The following is an 18,251-nucleotide window of genomic DNA, read 5'->3' as shown; positions in this document are numbered from 1 at the left end:
ACGCCCGCCTTCCCTCCCCAGACCTTGGATTCGTCCTCATGACCTCCGCCCTGCGCAGAATCCCCTTCTCCGTCCAGATCCTGCTCGGCCTCGTGCTCGGCGTGGCGCTCGGTTTCCTCGCCCGCGCCGCCGACCTCGCCTGGCTGACCAGCACGCTCGACACCGTCGGCAGCCTCTTCGTCCAGCTGCTCAAGCTCGCAGTGCCGCCGCTGGTCTTCACCGCCATCGTGGTCAGCGTGGTCAGCCTGCGCGGCGTCGCCAACGCCGCCCGGCTCGCCGTCAAGACGCTGCTCTGGTTCGGCGCCACCGCGCTGATCGCGGTGAGCATCGGCATCGGTATCGGCCTGATCACCGACCCCGGCCGGGGCGTCAACCTGGACCCGGCCGGCGCCACCGCGCCGAAGACCACCGGCTCCTGGATCGACTTCCTCACCGGCATCGTCCCGACCAACCCGGTCGGCGCGTTCGTCGAGGGCAACGTCCTCCAGATCGTCTTCCTCGCCCTGGTGGTGGGCGCCGCCGCGCTGCTGGTCGGCGACGCCGCCGAGCCGTTCGTGGCGCTCAACCGCTCGCTGCTGTCGATCGTGCAGAAGGCGCTCTGGTGGGTCATCCGGCTCGCCCCGATCGGCACGCTCGGCCTGATCGGCAACGCCGTCGCCTCGTACGGCTGGGACCTGCTCGCCCCGCTCGCGAAGTTCACCACAGCCGTCTACGTCGGCTGCGCCCTGGTGCTGTTCGTGGTCTACCCGGTGCTGCTCGCGGTGGCCGGCAAGCTCAACCCGCTGCGCTTCTTCGCCGGCGCCTGGCCCGCCATCGAGCTGGCCTTCGTCTCCCGCTCCTCGGTGGGCACCATGCCGGTGACCCAGCGCTCGGTCGAGCGCCTCGGCGTCCCCCGCGAGTACGCCTCCTTCGCGGTGCCGTTCGGCGCCACCACGAAGATGGACGGCTGCGCCGCCATCTACCCGGCGCTCGCCGCGATCTTCGTGGCGCAGGTGTTCGGCGTGAACCTGGGCGTCACCGACTACCTGCTCATCGCGTTCGTCTCGGTGGTCGGCTCGGCCGCGACCGCCGGCCTGACCGGCGCGATCGTCATGCTCACGCTGACCCTGAGCACGCTGGGCCTGCCGCTGGCCGGGGCCGGTCTGCTGCTGGCCATCGACCCGATCCTGGACATGATCCGTACCGCCACCAACGTGGCCGGGCAGGCCGTCGTGCCGACCATCGTGGCCGCCCGGGAGGGCACGCTCGACCGGGCCGCGTACGACTCGGCCGGCAAGCGCGACCTGATCGAGCCGGTCGAGCCCGAGCGGCTCGACCCCGTACCCGCCTGATCCACACTCGCAACGGGTGCGTCTCCCACAAGGAGGCGCACCCGTTGCCCTGACCGGAGGATCCGAGAATGAGCGCCCTGTTCACCCCGCTCGCCCTGCGCGGCGTCACCCTGCCCAACCGGATCGCGCTGGCCCCCATGTGCCAGTACAGCGCCGGACCCGACGGCCTGCCCACCGACTGGCACCGCGTCCACCTGGGTTCCCGCGCGGTCGGCGGGGCCGGGCTGGTCATCACCGAGGCGACCGCAGTGGTGCCCGAGGGCCGGATCAGCCCGCAGGACACCGGCCTCTGGTCCGACGCGCACGTCGACGCGTGGCGGCCGATCACCGCGTTCGTCGCCGGTCAGGGCGCGGTGCCGGCCGTGCAGCTCGCGCACGCCGGGTTCAAGGCGTCCACGTACCGGCCGTGGGCGCCGGCGCGTGGCGGCGTGCCGGACGCCGAGGGCGGCTGGACCCCCGTGGGCCCGGGCGACCAGCCGTTCGTGCCGGAGTACCGCACCCCCACCGCGCTCGACGAGGCGGGCATCGCGGCCGTGGTGGACGCCTTCGCCACCGCCGCCGGGCGGGCGCTGGACGCCGGGTTCGCCGCCGTGGAGATCCACGCCGCGCACGGCTACCTGCTGCACGAGTTCCTGTCCCCGCTGACCAACCGGCGCACCGACGGCTACGGCGGGGACCGGGCCGCCCGGATGCGGCTCACGCTGGAGGTGGCCCGCGCGGTACGCGCCGCCGTCGGCGAGTCCGTGCCGGTGCTGACCCGGATCTCCGCCACCGACTGGACCGACGGCGGCTGGACCGTCGAGGACAGCGTGGTGCTCGCCGGGGGACTGGCCGCCGCCGGGGTGGACCTGGTCGACACCTCCTCCGGAGGCGCGGCGGCCCAGGCGTCCGTCCCGGTCGGACCCGGCTACCAGGTGCCGCTCGCCGCCCGGATCCGCCGCGACGCCGGGGTGCCGACCGGTGCGGTGGGGCTGATCGTCGAGCCCGAGCAGGCCGAGCAGATCGTGGCCGGCGGCGAGGCGGACCTGGTGTTGCTGGGCCGGGAGCTGCTGCGCGACCCGTACTGGCCGCGCCGCGCCGCCGCCAAGCTGGGAGCCACCCCGACCTGGCCCGACCAGTACACCCGAGCCGTCTGACCGGCCCCGCCCCCGCCCGGTGGGCGGGGGGGGGGAGTCAGCCGGCCAGGTGGTTCCAGCGGGGTTCCAGGTCGGTCCAGGTGCCCTGGTCGGCCACCGTGCCGTCGATCAGCACCACCACGTGGTCGGCCCGCACCAGGGCGGCCCGCTTGGCGGTCGAGCCGACCACTGTCACCCCGTGCTCGCGCAGTGCCGCCCACAGCGCCAGCTCCGTGCCCACGTCCAGCGCCGACGACACGTCGTCGGCCACCAGCAGCTCGGTACGCGGGGCGAGCGCCCGCGCCAGCGCCAGCCGCTGGAGCTGACCGCCGGACAACCGGGTGCCCTTGTGCCCGATCAGCAGCCCGAGCCCGCCGCCGGCCGCGGCCAGGTCGTGTTCGAGCTGGGCGGTCGAGACCGCCCCGGCCGCGTCCACCTGGTGACCGAGCGCGATGTTGTCGGCCACCGTGCCGGAGAGCACCCGGGGCAGCTGACCCACGTACCCGACCTGGTTGGGGCGCAGGAACATCTCCGGCTCGGTGACCGGGTCGCCGTTCCAGCGCAGCTCGCCGACGTGGTGCACGATCCCGGCGAGCGCGCGCAGCAACGACGACTTGCCGGATCCGACCGGGCCGACGACCAGCACCAACTGCCCGCGCTCGACCACCAGGTCGACGTCGCGGACGGCGAGCATGCCGTCGGAGTGCAGCGCGCCGAAGCCGGACAGCTCCAGGCGGCGCAGCGGGTGCCGGGGCGGCGGCTCGGGCGCGGGCGCGGTGCCCGCGACCAGGTCCAGTCCGGGCACCGGCGCCGCGTACACGGCCTCACCGGTCATCGCCACCGTCCGCTTCGTCCACACCCGCGCCGACGGGTACTGCGACACCAGCGACGCGGTGGTCCACGCGAACCAGCGGGCCGCGCCGAGCGTGGATACGGCCACGAGCGTGGCGCCGGCGGACAGCCCGCCTGTCAGATAGAGCGCCCACGCGCCGATCGGCAGCAGGCCGCTGGCGACCGCCGGGGTGGACCGGGCCCACACCTGCATGGCGATCTCGCGGCGCTGCCGCTCGCTGCGTACCTCGTCCAGCCGGGCGAGGTGGCGCAGCACCGGGCGGGTGGCGCCGGCCAGCTTCACCGTCCGGGCGGCGGACAGCGCGGACACCAGCGCGGTGGCGAACGCGGCGCGCGCCTTCACCGTGCCGGCCGCGGTGCGTTCCAGCCGGGGCCCGAACAGCGTCGCCGCCAGCCCGGAGACCACCATCGTGCCGACGAAGAACAACGCCGGTACGAGACTGCCGGTCACCAGCGTCATGGTGATCACGATGGTCAGCGAGATGAACTGGTCCATCAGGTTGTCGGCGAGGTGCACCACCCGGTCGGTGTCGCCGCCCTGTGCGACCACCTCGGCCGGGGTGTGCCCGCTGACCCGCCGCGCGCCGGTCTGCCCGTGCACCAGCCGGGCGCTGATCCGCAGCATCTGCCGGATCCACCACTGCGGGAACCACAGGTTCGTCAGGTACGGCAGCGGCAGCACCACGAGCAGCGCGGCCACGATGCCCAGCGCCGGCAGCCACGGGTCGCCGCCGCCGACCAGGTCGGCCCAGAGCCAGGGCAGCACCGCGCCGTCCATCCCGAGCACCGTCATCACGATGAACAGGGCGACCGAGAGCAGGCCGTACCGCGGGTCGTTGAAGCCCAGCCGGAGGATCTCGCGCATGGTCCGCGCGGGCGGCGTCGGCGGTGCCGGTGGCGGGTCGGCGCGCGGCACGGCGGCCGGCCGCGTCGCGGGCGCGGCCGGCGTGGTGGGCGCGTCGTCCCAGGCGGGCGCGTCGAGCAGGTCCACGCCGCCGCGCCGGGCGCCCACCCCGGCGTACGCCCCGGCGTGGCTGGTGGCGAGCAGCTCGGCGAAGCGGGCCGACTCGCGCAGCGGACCGGCCTCCAGCACCGCGCCGTCGGCCATCACGACCACCTCGTCGCAGCGGCGCACCGACGAGAGCCGGTGCGCGATGACGATGCCGATCCGGTCGGTGAGCAGCCGTTCGGTGGCCTCGCGTACCCGGTTCTCGGTGACCGGGTCGAGCCGCGCGGTGGCCTCGTCGAGGATCACCACGTGCGGGTCGCGGACCAGGATGCGGGCGAACGCGACGAGTTGCTCCTGCCCGGCGGAGAGCACGTAGCCGCCGTCGCCGAGCCGGGTGTGCACGCCGTCGGGCAGCTCGGCGATCCAGCCGGCCAGGCCCAGTTCGGCCAGCGCCCGCTCGGCCGCCTCCAGCAGCTCCGGGTCGAACAGCGCCACGTTCTCGGCGAGCGTGCCGGCCAGGATCTCGGTGCGCTGCGGCACCACGGCGATCCACCGGCGCAGTTCCTCCACGTCCAGGTCGACCACGTCGGTGTCGCCGAGGAACACCGTGCCGCGCGGTACGTCCACCGCCCGGGTGAGCACCTTGGCCAGCGTCGACTTGCCCGAGCCGGTGCGCCCGACCAGCGCGTACGAGCGACCGCGGACGAAGTCCAGGTGGACGTCGCGCAGCGCCGGCCCGCGGTCGTCCCCGCCGGCCGGGTAGCGGTAGGTGAGGCCGCGCACCGTCAGGTCGCCTTCGACCGGGGTGGCACCGCCGTCGGGCTCCTGCGGCGACCCGGCCAGCAGTTGTACCCGGCCCCACGCGCCGAACGCCTGTTGCAGGTGCGGCACCCATCGGGCGATGTGCTCGACCGTCGCGCCGAACGCGATGGCCAGCAGCCAGATCGCGGTCAGCCGCGCGGCGTCGACCCGGCCGGTGGCGAGCGCCCACGCGCCGCCCAGCACCACGCCCGCGATGCCGACCCGGACCGCGCCGGCGGCGGCCGCGGTGACCCGGGCGGAGAGCCGGAACACCCGGACGCACCGGGTGATCACCTCGGCCGCGCGGCGGGCGTAGAGGCGCAGCACGTACGGCCGGGCGAGGCTGGTGCGTACGTCGTCCTGCCCGTGCACCGCCTCCTCCATCACTGCCGCGAGGTCGGACCACGCCTCCTCCTCGGCCATCCGGGCCGGGGCGATCCGGGCGGTCGGGCGGCGCAGCGTCACCGCGAGCAGGGCGGTGAGCAGGATCATGCCGACGCCCGCGGGCCACCAGACGATGAGGGCGCTGACCGCCGAGAGGGCGCAGACCGCGAGGCCCTGCGCCAGCCGTACGCCGGTGTTCCGCATCTCGGCGGCGACCTGGTAGACGTCGTTGTCGATCCGGTCGAGCAGCTCGCCGACCGGGGTGGTCTCCAGGGTGGGCAGGTCCTGGCCGAGCGCGACCCGGCAGAGCCGCCGCCGCACGTCGGCCGACCAGTCGGCGGTGAGCCGGGCCATGATCAGGCCGATCAGCAGGTCGGTGACGACAGCGGCGACGAGCGCCACCGCGAGCGCGACGAACCAGCCGGACGAGCGGTGCACCAGCACCGGCCCGGCCAGAGCGGAGGCGGCCGCCTGACCACCGGCGCCGAGCACGATCAGCAGCAGGACCGCCGCCATCCGCCGGGGCGCCGTGGCCCAGAGATCTCGGAGCAGGCGCATGGAAGTCCTCCGGACTCGGATCGGTGGGGGCGGTGCCCTCAGCCTCACCCTTCCGGCGGTCCGGAATCAACCGAATTACCGACCGCTGGTCAGGTCCGGGCGACCCGCCGGACGATGCCGAGCAGCGACTCCTGCACCTCGTCGATCGGCCGCTCCGGCGAGAAGACCAGCCAGTCCACGGCCACCACGAGCCCGACGCCGAACAGCGCCGAGCTGGCGGTACGCACGTCCAGGTCGGCGGGGAGTTCCCCGCTGTCCACCCCGGCCTTCACCGTCTCGGCGATCACCGCGATGGCCTCGCCGCGCAGCAGCCGCAGTGTCTGCTGCCACTCCCGGTTGGTCCGCCACATCTCCGAGAGCAGAAGCTGGGCGAAGGCGCGGTAGCGGCGGATGTACTCCAGCTGGGCGCGGACCAGCGCGCCGAGCGCCTCCAGCGGCGGCAGCCCGTCGACGGCGGCCCGGAACTCGGCGGTGAGCAGGCCGATGCCGTGCCGCAGCAGCTCCTCGAACAGGACGGTCTTGGACTCGAAGTTGTAGTAGACGGTCCCCTTCGCCACGCCGGCCCGGGCCGCGATGTCGTCCACAGTGGTGGCCGAGAAGCCCTGCTCGGCGATGAGGTCCACCGCCGCCACGAAGAGGCGCTGGCGGGTGTCCTCGCGCCGGCGTGTCCGTCCGTCCGTCACCGGCCCATCCTCACATGGTCAGTTCGGGGTGCAGCTTGGCCGGGGTCAGCCGCCGGGAGCGGCGGGCCGCGCCGACTGTCAGCGCCATGGCCCCCAGCCCGAACGCGAGCAGCACCAGCGCGGCCGTGACCACCGGTGCGGTCGTACCGCCGTTGATGGTGTGCCGCAGGCCGTCCACCACGTACGTCATCGGCAGCCAGGGGTGGATCGCCTGGAAGAAGCCCGGTGAGGTCTGCACCGGGTAGGTGCCGCCGGACGAGGTGAGCTGGAGCATCAGCAGCGCCAGCGCGGCCAGCCGCCCGGCCGGGCCGAGCGCCACCCCGAGCAGTTGCATGATCGCGGTGAACGCCAGCGAGGTGAGGGCGAGCAGCCCGAACGTGGCGGGGCCGTGCCTCGGGTCGAGCCCGAGCCCGAGCGTCACCACCGTGTAGAGCACCGTGACCTGGGCCAGGCCGATCCCGGCGGCGGGGAGCCACCCGGCGAGCACGACCCGCCAGCCGGGCGCGCCGGACATCACGTGCCGCCGGTTGACCGGCCGCAACAGCATGTACGTGATCATCGCGCCGACCCAGAGCGCCAGCGACAGGAAGTACGGGGCGAAGCCCACGCCGTACGAGCCGGCCGGGTTCTGCGAGTCGCGGATCAGCCCGACCGGGTCGCCGAGTACGCCGGCGCGAGTGGCCGCGTCGTCGTACCCGGGCAGTTTCCGTTCCCCGGCGGCGAGCCCGTCGGCGAGGTCGCCGGCGCCGCCTTCCAGCCGGGTCAGTCCGTCGACGAGGCGGTTGCTGCCGCTGCCGAGCTGGGCCAGGCCGCCGTCGAGCTGGCGGGCGCCGGTGGCGAGGCGGTAGAGCCCGCCGCGCAACTGGTCCGCGCCGGTCGACGCGTCGCCCAGCCCGTCGCGGAGCTCGGCGCTGCCCTGTGCCAGCGTGGCGAGCCCGCCGGCCAGCTCGTTCACCTTGGCGCGGGCGGAGGCGACGTCGTCGGCCAGGTGCGGCGCGGCGGCGGCGACCTCGCGGGCGGTCTTCGCCACGTCGGTCATCTGCTTGCGCAGTGTGGCCATGTCGGTCTTGTCCAGCGCGGCCACCACGGACCGGGCCTGCGTGACGGCCCGGTCGGCTGCCTTGCGGGCGGCGGCGAATCCGGGATCGTCCGCCAGCTCGGGGTGTTCCTTCGCGACCGCGTCGAGCCGGTCGCGGACCTCTTCGGCGCTCGCGACCACCTCGGCGGCCTTGCCCGGCAGCGCGTCCAGCCCGGCGGCGAGTTGCTGCGCGCCGTCGGCGACGAGCGTGGCCGCCTTCTCGATCTTGTCGGCGTTGCGGCGCAGCACCGGCTCGTACCTGTCGGCGGCGGCGTTCACGGTGGCCGCCGCGGCCTTGGTCTCGGTGGCGGCGCGCCCGGCGCCGTCGGCGAGCTGGGCGGCGCCGGTGCGCAGCTGGTCGAGGCCCTTGGCGAGCTTGTCCGCGCCCTGGACCGACTGGTTGAGTCCACCGGCGAGCTGCCCGGCGCCGTCCTCGGCGTCACCGAGCCCGTCGGCGAGCCGGCCCGCGCCCCGCTGGGAGCTGCCGACGCCGTCGGCGATCTTTCCGGCGCCGTCGGCGGCGCGGCCGGTCTCGGCCTTGGCGTCGGTGAAGCCGATCAGCATCTTGTCGAAGTACGTGGCGGCGGTGCTCTGCGCGGCGGCGGCCCGGATCTCGCTGAACGCCGACCGGGCGAGCAGGCCGGAGAGGTAGTTGGTGGCGTCGTCGTTGACGACCTTCAGTTCGCCCTGCCGGGCCGGGCGGTCCGGTTCCGGGCCGGCGGCGAGCCTGGCGGAGAAGTCCTCCGGGATGGAGAAGACCAGGTGGTAACGCCCGTCGCGCAGCCCCTTGGTGGCGTCGGTCTGGTCGGTGACGGTCCAGCCGAACACCCGCCGGTCGAGCAGCTTCTCGGTCAGGTCGCGGCCGGCGTGCACCTCGCTGCCGTCACCGGCGGTGGCCGGGCGGTCGGCGTCGACCAGGGCGACCGGGATCCGGTCCATCTTCCCGTAGGGATCCCAGAACGCGTACAGGTAGAGGGCGCCGTAGAGCAGCGGGACGATGGTGAGCACCGCGAGCGCGGCGCGCGGCAGCCGGCCCCGGGTCATCCGGCGCAGCTCGAACAGGGCCAGTCGCAGGACGCTCATGCGGGCACCTCGGCGGGCTCGTGGGGAACGGTCAGGGCGGGGACGGGCAGGGCCGGGTCGCCGATGCGGTGCACGGTGACGGCAACTCCGGGTTCGACGGCGCGGGCGCTGGCGACGACCGCGTACCCCTGGTCGGCGAGGCGTTCCAGCGCGCCCCACATCCACTCCCGCTCGGGGCGGTCGGCGCCGGCGTCCACGTCGTCGGCGACGATCAGGCTGGGGCCGCCGAGGCTGGCCAGCACCAGCCCGAGCACCTGGCGCTCGACCGGGGTGAGGTCGCGGCCGTACCGGTCGGGTTCCAGCGGCGCGTCGGTGAGTCCGGCGCCGGCGACGGCGGCGGCGTAGGCGTCGCGGCGGTAGGCCCGGCGAGCCCGTACCGCGGCGACCGGGACCAGCCGGCGCCGGCGGCGTGGCACCGGGCCGAGCAGCAGCAGGCGTTCGGTGATGTGCTCGGCGACGGTGAGCGTCGGGTCGGGTTCGTGCACGCCTGCCACCTGGCCGAGCGCGGCCGGGCCGCGGCGGCGCAGCTCGCCGTGGTTGTGCGGGAAGCGCCCGGCCAGCGCCAGCAGCAGCGAGGTGCGTCCGCTGCCGGGCGGGCCGGTGACGGCGTGCAGCTCACCGCTCGCGGCGGTGAGGTCGACGTCCCGGTAGACCCAGCCGCGGCGGGTGCGCAGCCCCAGGCCCCTGGCCTCGACGATGTTCATCCCGACCCCGAATTCCGAACTGACTAGTCAGTATAAAAACATGCCCAGCATAGCGACGGGTGTCCGGTTCGGGACCTCTGGCGGGAGTGATTCTCAGAACAGCACTGTGGCGAGCGTGCCGACCGGGCGGAAGCCGCAGCGCTCGTAGACCCGGCGGGCGGGCAGGTTGAAGTCGTTGACGTAGAGGCTCACGGTGGGCGCGACCCGTTCCAGCGCGTCGCGGACCACTGCGGCCATCGCGGCGGTGGCGATGCCCCGGCCGCGCCACTCCGGCGCCACCCAGACGCCCTGCACCTGCGCGGTCCGGCGGGTCACCACGGCCAGCTCCGCCTTGAAGACCACCCGCCCGTCGACGAAACGGGCGTAGGCGCGGCCGGCGCGCACCAGCTCGGTCACCCGCCGCCGGTAGCCGCGCCCGCCGTCCTCGGCCAGCGGCGACACCCCGACCTCCTCGGTGTACATCGCCACCGCCGCCGGGAACAGCCGGTCGACCTCGTTGGCGCGCACCCGGCGCACGTGCGGGTCGGGCGCCACGGCTGGCAGCGCGTCCGTCGCCAGCAGCGGCTGGTTCGGGCGTACGTCCCGAGCCGGCCCCCAGTGCGCGGAGAGGCGGTCCCAGAGCCCGAGCACGGCGTCGGCGCGGCCCACGATCGAGGAACAGAGCCGATCCTCGGCGCTCAACTGGTCGGCGAACGCGGTCACCGCCGACTCGGACGCGAGCACCGGGGTCAGGTTGCCGCCCAGCCAGCAGATCGACTCCAGGTGCCGGCGGGAGCCGTACCCGAGGATCCGCGCCTCGGCCCGCCACCACGCCAGGCCGCGTGCCGCCACCCGCTCGGCGACCTGCGCGCCGGCGTACGGGTCGAGGTCGAGCAGCCGCTCGACCGCGCGGCGCTCCGACTCCCCGAGTTGGCGTACCGGCAGCGTGAGCACGGCTACCAGCCTGCCAGATCCACCCCCGCGTGCGCGGGCCGACCGGGCACCTGCCGCACGGCGCTCAGCCGGCCGGCGCCGGCACCGGTTCGGGCGTGGCCGGCCGGGTCCGGGCGGCCCACCGCACCACCGGCGGCACCAGCGCGCCGAGCAGCAGGAACACCACACCGAGCACGAGCCAGCCGGGTACGCCCCAGCCGATCGCGAGCGTGGTCACCACCAGCGGGGCGACCATCGAGCCGAGCTGCATGCCCATCCCGTACGCACCCTGGTACTGCCCGTGCGCGTGCGCCGGGGCCAGGCCGAAGGAGATGCCCCAGCCGGCCGCCGCGTGCCACAGCTCCCCCACGACGTGCACCAGCGCACCCGCCAGCAGCAGCGGCACCGCCACCGCGACCGGCACGCCGCCACCGGCCGCGAACAGCGCGCAGGCGACCGCGAGCAGGACACCCGCCCGCCGGGCGGCCCGGCCCGCGCCGGTCAGGTCCTCGGTGCCCCGCGAGGCGCGGACCTGGAACAGGATCACCACCACGGTGTTGACGAGCAGGCAGGCGGAGATCAGCCAGTTCGGTGCCGTGGTGTGCCCGGCGATCCAGAGCGGCAGGGCGATGTTGATCAGCGAGAAGTGCATGGACATGAGCCCGTCCAGCACGGTGAAGGCGAGGAACGGGCGGTCCCGAAGCGCGATCAGCCGTGGCCCGTGCGCCGGGGCGGGCATCGGCGGCACCGGCGGGAGCCGCAGCAGCACCGCTGCCGCCAGCACGTACGTGGCGGAGTCGAGCAGGATCAGCGTGACGTACGCGCCCCGGGTGTCGGCGGCGAGCGCGAACCCGGCCAGCACCGTACCCACCGAGATCCCGACGTTGGTGACCGCGCGCAGGTAGGCGCGGGTGCGTACCCGCTGGTCGGGCGGGACAGCGCCGGCGATCAGCGCGCCCCGGGCGCCACGGGTGCCGGCGTCGGCGACCGCCATCAGCACGCCGACGACCAGGAAGCCGGTGAACGAGCGCACGCCGACCAGTGCGGCCGTGCACCCGGCCGAGGCGAGCAGCGCGGCCATCTGGAGCCCGCGCGGGCCGAGGCGGTCGGCGAGGTAGCCCATCGGCGTGCTCGCCACCAGGCTGACCAGCGCGGTGAGCGTGAGCGCCACGCCGACCTGAGCCACCGAGAGCCCGACCGACCGGGTGAGGAACAGCGCGCTGGCGGTGAGCCAGGTGCCCCGCCCGACGGTGTTGACGAGCGTGGAGAGGGCGAGGGTCCGGGACGGGCCCGGTTCGGGAAGCAGGCGCACACGGGCACCTTAGCAAGACGTACGTACGGTTTTCAGTCCCGTTTGCGCGGCGTCTTGTCGGCGATGCATTGCCGATATATCGTTGATGCATCGGTGATACACCAACAGAAGGAGAACCGATGGGCTTCCATCGACGCATGCACGCCATGCACGACGAGATGCGCCGCCGTGGCGGCTTCGGCTTCCCGCCCGTACCCCCGGGTCCGCCGCCCTTCTCCCCCGGGCCCCACGGCCACGGGCGGGGCCGGGGCGGGCGCGGGCGCGGCCGGCGGCCCAACGTGCGCGGCGCCGTGCTGGCGCTGCTCACCGAACGGCCGATGCACGGCTACGAGATGATCCAGGAGATCGACTCCCGCACCGGCGGGGCGTGGCGACCCAGCCCCGGCTCGATCTACCCGACGCTGCAACTGCTGGAGGACGAGGGCGTCATCGCGACCGCCGCCGACTCCGAGGGCGGGCGCAAGCGGTTCGCGCTGACCGAGGCGGGGCAGGCCGAGGCAGCCGACGCGGCGCAGACCCCGCCCTGGGCCGAGTTCGCCGAGCAGACGGTCAACAGCTGGCACGACATCCGCGACGCCGGCGCGCAGGCCATGCAGGCGCTGCGGCAGGTGATGACCACCGGCACCGACGACCAGCGGGCCCGCGCCGCACAGGTGCTCGACGAGACCCGGCGCAAGCTCTACGCCATCCTCGCCGAGTCCGAGTGAGCACCGCCGCCGTGACGGCACGCCGGCCGGACGACGACCGGCGTGCCGTCAGGCCCGGCGCGCGGTGACGAGCAGGTACTCCCAGCGCATCACGCCGCCGGCCAGGTACCGGGCGGCCAGTTCGGTCAGCGCGCGGTCGAGCCCGGCCGTACGCTCCGGGTCGCCCGCGTTCGCCCGGTAGACCGCCACCGTCGGTCCGTAGTGGGTGGCGAAGAAGTCCCGGAACTGTCCGGGCGTGGCGAACCGGTTCACCACCACGGCGTCGCGCCCCAGCGTGAGCGCGTCGACCCGGTCGCCGAACAACTCCCGGACATGGTCCTCGTCGCCCCAGAGCGGGGGCGGCTGCGCACCCGGCGGCGGTGGCGGCGCGTACGGCCGCATGGCCGCGAACAGCTGCCCCACGAAACCCTCCGGGGTCCAGTTGACCAGGCCGATCGTCCCGCCCGGCCGGCACACCCGCAGCAACTCGTCGGCGGCGACCCGATGCCGGGGCGCGAACATCACGCCCACGCAGGACAGCACCGCGTCGAACGCGCCGTCGGCGTACGGCAGCGCCTCCGCGTCCGCCTCCTCCCAGGTCAGCGTCACGCCCTCCCGCTCGGCCGACGCCTGCCCGATCGCCAGCAGCTCCGGGGTGAGGTCACCGGCCACCACCTCCGCGCCGGCCCGGGCCGCCGGCAGGGCCGCGTTGCCGGTTCCGGCCGCCACGTCCAGCACCCGCATGCCCGGCCCCACCCCGACCGCCCGGACCACCGTCGCCCCCAGCTCCGGGATCACCTGCGCGGCCACTGCGGCGTAGTCGCCCATCGCCCACATGGCGCGGTGCCGAGCCTTCACCGCCGCATCCTGCTCCCGTTCCTCGATCATCCGTCGCTCCTCACCTGTCGTCCCTGCACAGGACGCTAGGCAGCGGACGCCCCGGCCCCCAGTACGAGATCTGTACCGCTCCCGACAGGCGCCTGGCCGGGCCGCCGGGCCGGGCGTAGCGTGCCCGCCATGGGGGCCTCCTACCACCAGTTCTGCCCCGTGGCGAAGGCCATGGAACTGCTCGACGAGCGGTGGACGCTGCTCGTGGTCCGGGAGTTGGTCAGCGGCTCGGAACGCTTCAACGAGCTGCGCCGGGGCCTGCCCCGGATGTCGCCCACGCTGCTGTCCCGCCGGCTGCACCAGCTCGTCCGCGCCGGGGTGGTGGAGCGACGGGTCGACGGCGCCGACGTGCGCTACGTCCCGACCGCCGCCGGGCGCGAGCTGCGGCCCGTGCTGGAGGCGCTCGGCGCCTGGGGCGTGCGCTGGATCGGCGAACTGGGCGACGCCGACCTGGACCCGAAACTGCTGCTGTGGGACATGCACCGGCACGTCGACCACGACGCGGTCCCGCCGGGGCGTACCGTCGTGCGGTTCCGCTTCCGGGACGTGCCCGCGGCGCTGCGCGACTGGTGGATGGTGATCGCCGCGGGCGAGGCCGACGTCTGCGACAGCGACCCCGGGCACGACGTGACGGTGACCGTCACGGCGGACCTGCGCGCCCTGGTCCAGGTCTGGATGGGCGACCTGGAGTGGACCGCGGCGCTGCGCGGCGGCGCGGTGGAGGTGACCGGGCCGGAGGCGCTGCGGCGCGCCGCGCCCGGCTGGTTCACCCTCTCCCCCTTCGCCGCCGTGCCCCGGCCCTGAGACGGCGCGTGCGGCCGCCCCCGATGTGGGGACGGCCGCACGGCGACGCGGGAAGCAGATCAGTGCACGGTGACGGTGGCGCCACCCGGCACCAGGTCACGCAGCTCCTCGGGGATCTCGGCGCCCATCTCGTCGGCGATGCGCAGCGCCTCCTCGATCAGCGTCTCCACGATCTGCGCCTCGGGCACGGTCTTGACGACCTTGCCCTTGACGAAGATCTGGCCCTTGCCGTTGCCGGAGGCCACGCCCAGGTCGGCCTCGCGGGCCTCACCCGGGCCGTTCACCACGCAGCCCATGACCGCGACGCGCAGCGGCACCGGCAGGCCCTCCAGGCCGGCGGTGACCTCCTCGGCCAGCTTGTAGACGTCGACCTGCGCCCGGCCGCAGGACGGGCAGGAGACGATCTCCAGGCCACGCTCACGCAGGCCCAGCGACTCCAGGATCGCGTTGCCGACCTTGATCTCCTCGACCGGCGGAGCGGACAGCGAGACCCGGATGGTGTCGCCGATCCCCTCGGCCAGCAGCGCGCCGAACGCCACCGCCGACTTGATCGTGCCCTGGAACGCCGGGCCCGCCTCGGTGACGCCGAGGTGCAGCGGGTAGTCGCACTTCTCGGCCAGCAGCCGGTACGCGCGGATCATCACCACCGGATCGTTGTGCTTGACCGAGATCTTGATGTCCCGGAAGCCGTGCTCCTCGAACAGCGAGCACTCCCACAGCGCCGACTCCACCAGCGCCTCGGCGGTGGCCTTGCCGTACTTGGCCAGCAGACGCTTGTCCAGCGAGCCCGCGTTGACGCCGATCCGGATCGGCGTGCCGGCGTCGCCCGCGGCCCGCGCGATCTCCTTGACCTTGTCGTCGAACTGCCGGATGTTGCCCGGGTTCACCCGCACCGCGGCGCAGCCGGCGTCGATCGCCGCGAAGACGTACTTCGGCTGGAAGTGGATGTCGGCGATCACCGGGATCTGCGACTTCTTGGCGATCGCGGGCAGCGCCTCCACGTCGTCCTGCGACGGTACGGCGACCCGGACGATCTGGCAGCCGGACGCGGTCAGCTCGGCGATCTGCTGGAGCGTGGCGTTGACGTCGGCGGTGAGGGTGGTGGTCATGGACTGCACCGAGACCGGCGCGCCACCACCGACCGGCACCGGACCGACCATGATCTGGCGGCTGGCCCGGCGCGGGGCCAGCGGCGGCGGCGGTACGGGGGGCATACCGAGACTGACAGCGGTCACTTCAGGCACTCACCTTGAGAAGAGCGTGATGGGGTTGATGACATCGGCGGTGACTGTGAGCAGCGTGAACGCGCCGCCGATCAGGATCACCGCGTACGTGAAGGGCATGAGTTTGAGGTAGTCGACGCGGCCGGGATCGGCGCGGCCGATGCGCGCGTACAGCCAGGAGCGCGCCCGTTCGAACCAGGCGATGGCGATGTGGCCGCCGTCCAGCGGGAGCAGCGGCAGCAGGTTGAACACGCCGATGAAGAAGTTCAGCGACACGAACAGCATGAAGAACACCAGCCAGGCGTTGTTCTCCACGGCCTCGCCGCCGAGCCGGCTGGCGCCGACCACGCTGATCGGGGTGTCCACGTCACGCTCGCCGCCGGTGATCGCGTTCCACAACGCGGGCACCTTCTGCGGGATGCGCTGCATGGCGTGCGCGGTCTGCACGGCCATGGTGCCGGTGAAGTCGGCGGTGGCGCCGAACGCGGCGACCGGGCCGTACTCGACCCGGGTCGGGGTGGTGGGCGAGAGCGCCACGCCGAGCGCGGAGACCGACGAGGCGGCGCCCTTCGGGTCGCCGAGCGGCGGACGCTGCACCGAGGCCAGGTCGACCCGAGCGTCGTCCGGCTTGCCGTCGCGCACGTAGGCGACGGTGGCCGTGCCGGGCGGGGTGGCGCGGACCACGTCGAGCATGTCGCCCCAGGTGGAGACCGGCTTGCCGTTCACCGCGGTGATCCGGTCGCCGTCCTTGAGCTGGGCCTTCTCGGCCGGGCTGGCCGGGTCGCCGGACTCGCAGGCACGGGCCGCGTTCTCCACCACCACGCACGGCGCGATGGCGATCACCGCCGGCTCGGCCCGGAAGCCGGCCTCGGTGCTGGGGAACTTCGGGTTCGGCAGCCCGACCGACACCGCGATGATCCAGAGCGCGATCAGGGCCAGGGCGAAGTGGGTGATCGAGCCCGCGGACATCACGATCGTCCGCTTCCACACCGGGTAGCGCCACATGGCGCGCTTCTCGTCCCCCGGCTCGACGTCGTCGTCCTGCGGCGTCATACCGACGATCTTGCAGAAGCCGCCGAGCGGAATGCCCTTGATGCCGTACTCGGTCTCGCCCCGCCTGAACGACCACAGCGTCGGGCCGAAGCCGACGAAGTAGCGCGTGACCTTCATCCCGAACGCCTTGGCGGTCAGCATGTGCCCCGCCTCGTGCAGGCTCACCGAGATGAGAATCGCCAGGGCGAACAGCACCACCCCGAGCAGATAGCTCATCGAGCTCCTTCCACCGACCCGACGATGATCTCCTGGGCGTGCGCCCGTGCCCACGACTCGGCGGCGAGCACGTCCTCGACGGTACCTGGTTCGTCGAAATCGGGTGCGTCCTCCAGCACGCGCTGGAGGGTGTCGACGATGCCGAGGAACGGCAGCCGGCCCGCGACGAACGCGGCCACGCACTCCTCGTTCGCCGCGTTGTAGATCGCCGGGCGGCAGCGCCCGGCCTCGCCCGCCGCCTTGGCCAGCGCGACCGCCGGGAACGCCGCGTCGTCGAGCGGGAAGAACTCCCAGGTGTGCGCGCTGGTCCAGTCCACCGCGGCGGCGGCGCCCGGCACCCGGTCCGGCCAGCCGATACCGAGCGCGATGGGCAGCCGCATGTCCGGCGGGCTGGCCTGGGCGAGCGTGGACCCGTCGGTGAACTCGACCATCGAGTGGATCACCGACTGCGGGTGGACCATCACCTCGATGTCGGCGTACGGCACGTCGAACAGCTCGTGCGCCTCGATCACCTCAAGCGCCTTGTTGACCATCGTGGCGGAGTTGATCGTGACGACCGGGCCCATGTTCCAGGTCGGGTGCGCCAGCGCCTGCTCCGGCGTGACGGCTGTCAGCTCGTCGCGCCGCCGTCCCCGGAACGGGCCGCCGCTGGCGGTGACCACCAGCCGCCGCACCTCGCCCCGGGCGCCGCCGCGCAGGCACTGCGCCAGCGCCGAGTGCTCGGAGTCGACAGGAACGATCTGCCCCGGTCGCGAGACGGCGGCCCTGACCAGCGGGCCGCCGGCCACGAGGGACTCCTTGTTGGCCAGGGCGAGGGTACGACCGGCGTGCAGCGCGGCCAGCGTCGGCGGCAGGCCCAGCGAGCCGACCACCCCGTTGAGCACCACGTCGCACGGCCACTGCGCCAGCTCGGTCATCGCGTCCGGCCCGGCCACGATCTTCGGCAGCTTGAAGTCGCCGGTGGCCCAGCCACGCCGGCTCGCCTCGGCGTAGAACGCGAGCTGGAGGTCCTGCGCGGCGGACGCGCGGGCCACGCCGACCGCCTCCACGCCCAGTTCCAGCGCCTGCGCGGCGAGCAACTCCACGTTGCCGCCACCCGCGCCGAGGGCAACCACCCGGAAGCGGTCCGGGTTGCGCCTGACGATGTCGATGGCCTGGGTGCCGATCGAGCCGGTCGAACCGAGCAGCACGAGGTCTCGGGGAGTGGTCACCGGACCATTGTTCCCCAGCGCCTCACCCCGGTTCGTCCCGGAGTGCCCGACGGCATGATCGACTCCACTTCCCCGAGGTGGTGGCATCACCGGCGCCGCGATGCCACCACTTCGGCGAACATCACACGTTCTCGGAGCCGCCGCGCAACCGCCATCGACGCGTCGTTCCCGGCCATCACCACCGCGTACACCCGCGGCGTGCCGGTGGCGAACTCACGCTCCAGCACCGCGCGGGCCGCCTCGGTGGCGCAGCCGTTGCCCTGGGCATCGGGATGCAGGTGCCAGCCGACCTCGATGTCCTCGGTCAGCGTCACGCCGTCGCGTCCCGGCAGCGGCTTGAGCAGGATGCTCCCCGCCACCGGCACGCCGCGGGTGTACGCGGTGGTGATGGCCGGGAACGACGCGTCG

The 18,251-nt window shown here is 74.0% G+C and carries 15 protein-coding genes; 4 read left to right on the top strand and 11 right to left on the bottom strand.

Features of this window, described 5'->3' with window-relative positions:
* The first annotated feature begins 50 nt into the window (after positions 1 to 50).
* The gene (locus F8279_RS18095) at positions 51 to 1,331 is read left to right on the top strand and encodes a dicarboxylate/amino acid:cation symporter (protein WP_175438723.1); all 1,281 of its coding nucleotides are present in this window, start codon (positions 51 to 53) and stop codon (positions 1,329 to 1,331) included.
* Positions 1,332 to 1,399: 68 nt separating this feature from the next.
* Positions 1,400 to 2,467 (top strand): NADH:flavin oxidoreductase/NADH oxidase, encoded by a 1,068-nt coding sequence (locus F8279_RS18090; RefSeq protein WP_151500558.1) that lies wholly within the window; start codon positions 1,400 to 1,402, stop codon positions 2,465 to 2,467.
* A 37-nt stretch (positions 2,468 to 2,504) separates the two neighbouring features.
* Here the strand turns inward: F8279_RS18090 and F8279_RS18085 are convergent, their stop codons facing one another.
* The 6 genes from F8279_RS18085 to F8279_RS18060 all read right to left on the bottom strand — a co-directional run bounded on the left by F8279_RS18085 (position 2,505) and on the right by F8279_RS18060 (position 11,762).
* Positions 2,505 to 5,990, bottom strand: coding sequence for an ABC transporter ATP-binding protein (locus F8279_RS18085; RefSeq protein ID WP_091419669.1), 3,486 nt, complete (start codon positions 5,988 to 5,990; stop codon positions 2,505 to 2,507).
* A gap of 89 nt (positions 5,991 to 6,079) precedes the next feature.
* Positions 6,080 to 6,673, bottom strand: coding sequence for a TetR/AcrR family transcriptional regulator (locus tag F8279_RS18080; RefSeq protein ID WP_091419665.1), 594 nt, complete (start codon positions 6,671 to 6,673; stop codon positions 6,080 to 6,082).
* Positions 6,674 to 6,683: 10 nt separating this feature from the next.
* Positions 6,684 to 8,834 carry a YhgE/Pip family protein gene (locus F8279_RS18075; protein WP_151500557.1) on the bottom strand — a complete coding sequence of 717 codons (2,151 nt, stop codon included), beginning with the start codon at positions 8,832 to 8,834 and terminating at the stop codon, positions 6,684 to 6,686.
* Positions 8,831 to 9,538, bottom strand: coding sequence for an ATP-binding cassette domain-containing protein (locus F8279_RS18070; RefSeq protein WP_151500556.1), 708 nt, complete (start codon positions 9,536 to 9,538; stop codon positions 8,831 to 8,833). Before F8279_RS18070 ends, F8279_RS18075 begins: the two co-directional genes overlap by 4 nt.
* Before the next feature lie 93 nt (positions 9,539 to 9,631).
* Entirely contained in the window at positions 9,632 to 10,471 is an 840-nt protein-coding gene (locus F8279_RS18065) for a DUF4081 domain-containing GNAT family N-acetyltransferase (protein WP_091419660.1), read from the bottom strand.
* Between the two features lie 64 nt (positions 10,472 to 10,535).
* The gene (locus F8279_RS18060; protein ID WP_151500555.1) at positions 10,536 to 11,762 is read right to left on the bottom strand and encodes an MFS transporter; all 1,227 of its coding nucleotides are present in this window, start codon (positions 11,760 to 11,762) and stop codon (positions 10,536 to 10,538) included.
* A 119-nt stretch (positions 11,763 to 11,881) separates the two neighbouring features.
* Between F8279_RS18060 and F8279_RS18055 the strand changes: the two genes are divergently transcribed.
* Complete coding sequence (locus tag F8279_RS18055) at positions 11,882 to 12,469, top strand: PadR family transcriptional regulator (RefSeq protein WP_151500554.1); 588 nt, start codon at positions 11,882 to 11,884, stop codon at positions 12,467 to 12,469.
* 48 nt (positions 12,470 to 12,517) lie between these two features.
* Here the strand turns inward: F8279_RS18055 and F8279_RS18050 are convergent, their stop codons facing one another.
* A complete protein-coding gene (locus F8279_RS18050; protein WP_151500553.1) occupies positions 12,518 to 13,336 on the bottom strand; it encodes a class I SAM-dependent methyltransferase in 819 nt (272 codons plus the stop codon).
* Positions 13,337 to 13,465: 129 nt separating this feature from the next.
* On the opposite strand from F8279_RS18050, the gene F8279_RS18045 reads away from it, so the two are divergent.
* Positions 13,466 to 14,140, top strand: a complete 675-nt coding sequence (locus F8279_RS18045) for a helix-turn-helix domain-containing protein (RefSeq protein ID WP_091419649.1) — start codon at positions 13,466 to 13,468, stop codon at positions 14,138 to 14,140.
* Positions 14,141 to 14,199: 59 nt separating this feature from the next.
* Here the strand turns inward: F8279_RS18045 and ispG are convergent, their stop codons facing one another.
* The 4 genes from ispG to F8279_RS18025 form a co-directional block, all read right to left on the bottom strand.
* The gene (gene ispG / locus F8279_RS18040) at positions 14,200 to 15,375 is read right to left on the bottom strand and encodes a flavodoxin-dependent (E)-4-hydroxy-3-methylbut-2-enyl-diphosphate synthase (RefSeq protein ID WP_091419647.1); all 1,176 of its coding nucleotides are present in this window, start codon (positions 15,373 to 15,375) and stop codon (positions 14,200 to 14,202) included.
* 9 nt (positions 15,376 to 15,384) lie between these two features.
* The gene (locus tag F8279_RS18035) at positions 15,385 to 16,632 is read right to left on the bottom strand and encodes an RIP metalloprotease (RefSeq protein ID WP_091419644.1); all 1,248 of its coding nucleotides are present in this window, start codon (positions 16,630 to 16,632) and stop codon (positions 15,385 to 15,387) included.
* On the bottom strand, positions 16,629 to 17,843 hold the full coding sequence (gene dxr / locus F8279_RS18030; protein WP_091419642.1) for a 1-deoxy-D-xylulose-5-phosphate reductoisomerase: 1,215 nt from the start codon (positions 17,841 to 17,843) through the stop codon (positions 16,629 to 16,631). Before dxr ends, F8279_RS18035 begins: the two co-directional genes overlap by 4 nt.
* An 86-nt stretch (positions 17,844 to 17,929) precedes the next feature.
* The coding region (locus F8279_RS18025) for a GNAT family N-acetyltransferase (protein ID WP_151500552.1) at positions 17,930 to 18,251 on the bottom strand (322 nt) is incomplete at its 5' end.

Source organism: Micromonospora sp. AMSO1212t (assembly GCF_008868145.1).
In the GTDB taxonomy this organism is placed as follows: domain Bacteria; phylum Actinomycetota; class Actinomycetes; order Mycobacteriales; family Micromonosporaceae; genus Micromonospora; species Micromonospora tulbaghiae.
The sequence above is the reverse complement of the archived record's forward strand: the minus strand, read 5'-3'. Positions and strand labels throughout refer to the sequence as shown.

Bases quoted from the DNA above. Each gene is read 5' to 3' on its own strand.
- F8279_RS18090 (WP_151500558.1), top strand. From the start codon at position 1,400: ATGAGCGCCCTGTTCACCCCGCTCGCCCTGCGCGGCGTCACCCTGCCC.
- F8279_RS18085 (WP_091419669.1), bottom strand. From the start codon at position 5,990: ATGCGCCTGCTCCGAGATCTCTGGGCCACGGCGCCCCGGCGGATGGCG.
- F8279_RS18075 (WP_151500557.1), bottom strand. From the start codon at position 8,834: ATGAGCGTCCTGCGACTGGCCCTGTTCGAGCTGCGCCGGATGACCCGG.
- F8279_RS18070 (WP_151500556.1), bottom strand. From the start codon at position 9,538: ATGAACATCGTCGAGGCCAGGGGCCTGGGGCTGCGCACCCGCCGCGGC.
- F8279_RS18055 (WP_151500554.1), top strand. From the start codon at position 11,882: ATGGGCTTCCATCGACGCATGCACGCCATGCACGACGAGATGCGCCGC.
- F8279_RS18050 (WP_151500553.1), bottom strand. From the start codon at position 13,336: ATGATCGAGGAACGGGAGCAGGATGCGGCGGTGAAGGCTCGGCACCGC.
- F8279_RS18045 (WP_091419649.1), top strand. From the start codon at position 13,466: ATGGGGGCCTCCTACCACCAGTTCTGCCCCGTGGCGAAGGCCATGGAA.
- F8279_RS18035 (WP_091419644.1), bottom strand. From the start codon at position 16,632: ATGAGCTATCTGCTCGGGGTGGTGCTGTTCGCCCTGGCGATTCTCATC.